The sequence below is a fragment of the Neobacillus jeddahensis genome (genome assembly GCF_000612625.1).
Lineage (GTDB): Bacteria > Bacillota > Bacilli > Bacillales > Cytobacillaceae > Neobacillus > Neobacillus jeddahensis.
This window is the reverse complement of the sequence record NZ_CCAS010000130.1, coordinates 1-1,664: the sequence shown is the minus strand read 5'-3', so window position 1 is coordinate 1,664 and position 1,664 is coordinate 1. Positions and strand designations below refer to the sequence as shown.

The 1,664-nt window shown below is 37.0% G+C and carries 1 protein-coding gene; it reads right to left on the bottom strand.

Going from position 1 to position 1,664, the window contains the following annotated elements; translation table 11 throughout:
- Positions 1-195: 195 nt before the first annotated feature.
- Positions 196-1,512 carry an IS1380 family transposase gene (locus tag TY15_RS22925; protein ID WP_040203110.1) on the bottom strand — a complete coding sequence of 439 codons (1,317 nt, stop codon included), beginning with the start codon at positions 1,510-1,512 and terminating at the stop codon, positions 196-198.
- Positions 1,513-1,664: the final 152 nt, after the last annotated feature.

The window sequence follows — 1,664 nt, the reverse complement described above, 5'->3', positions numbered from 1 at the left end:
TGAATTATTCATACCAACGTCATAAGTCAGGAATTTAGTTTAAATTCTAAAATTTTGTTTATGCATTACAAGGATTTTCACAATTTCACTTCCGAAAACGATATCTCAAAAATTCGGAGCAAAAAAGTACCACCTTTAGGCAGACTACTCCCTTGGTTGGTTTGAAATGTTTTTTAAATTGGATAAATGAATCGTTTATTCTATCTGTAGTTTCTGAATTCGGCAAAGCACATTCCAAAAGAACTCCTGATAGACGAAACTGGACGATAATTTAAAGTAAAGTGATCTTCCTGATTTCACCAATTTACTGGCAACCTTAATGATTCGTGTACGAATCGTTTCAATTTGCATATTTTTTTGTTCTGGTGGAAATGCCAAGGTTCGAAGCCAGTTCGTTAAGTTATAGGCTAGAAGACTCAACATCATTCTCACCTCATTCACTTGGAAGGAGTGGCTATTCATTTTATCTAATCTAAAGCCGTTCTTGGCTTCCTTGATATAGTTCTCCATCGTTCCTCTTTTTTGGTAAGCACGGACGATATTTTTTGGAGAAAACGCAACTTCTAAATTGGTCACAAAAAAAGAATGGTTAAAAAACAGTTCGCCCGCTGGGCGTACCGATTGTATAATCACTTTTCTAGGTTTAGACCATGACTTCGCCTGATAAATGGTTTCTTCAAAAAGGTATTCAGCCTTTGTGATATCTATAGGCGTAGAGGAAGGATGGTATTCTTCCGCAATCTGTTGTAGTTGAGCATTTGACTTTAGTCGAATGACGTAATATACTGACTCTTTTTCGCACAACTCATATAAAGCTGGTACAGCAAAACCACTGTCACCGCGAACGAATAATGAAGTCTCCGGAAATTTCTCATTGTAATGTTCAATCAGTGGTTGTATAAATTCTATGACACCATTTGAAGTATACACATTTCCAGGACGCAGCTTTGCCTTTAAAAAGTCGCCTGTTACGCCATCAAAAGCAACTAAAGGATGGAAACCAATGGTGCCATAATGGGCATTGTAAGCCGTCGACTCTTGATGGCCATAGGTATCTGAATGAGTAGAATCTAAATCAAAGATGAGTGCTTTTGAATCTCTGAACTGATGAACTTTATTGAGCAGTTCCCGATTGGCCAGTTCTAATTGTTTGATAGACGTTTGATCGAACCGTTTAAAAAAGCGAGATAAACTAGGCTGAGAGGCCAGTGCTGGTGTACCTAGGATTTGAGTAAATACAGGGTCATTTGTTAGTTGATCAGCAGCATCGTCTTCAGAATAGCCAGCAATCATTTGATAGATTTTTTGGCGAAGCAAATTTTCATTTGAATGGACGAAGTAAGCTCTTGAATCTTTCAAGTTTAAGTGTTGAGCCAATGTCCTTGAGAAGCCAATTTTCTCATCGAACTCTCTGAAAATGAATTCACCTGTATCAGAAGAAAGAGAACCTCCGTCATTTGATAATTTGATTTGACGATTGAAATTAAGCGGTAATTGCGGTAAAGTAGCCATTATAAGAATCCTTTCTGGTGGTTATTTTGTGGTGATTTAACCTTATCAGAAACGGGTTCTTTTTTCACTTATTTCATGCATTATATAATAACGTGAAAGCTGATTAAATGGGCGTTATTGGCCTATTTTAGAAAATCTGTGAATAATTCAGG

Excerpts from the sequence above, each read along its gene's own strand:
- TY15_RS22925 (WP_040203110.1), bottom strand. The coding sequence starts at position 1,512 with ATGGCTACTTTACCGCAATTACCGCTTAATTTCAATCGTCAAATCAAA.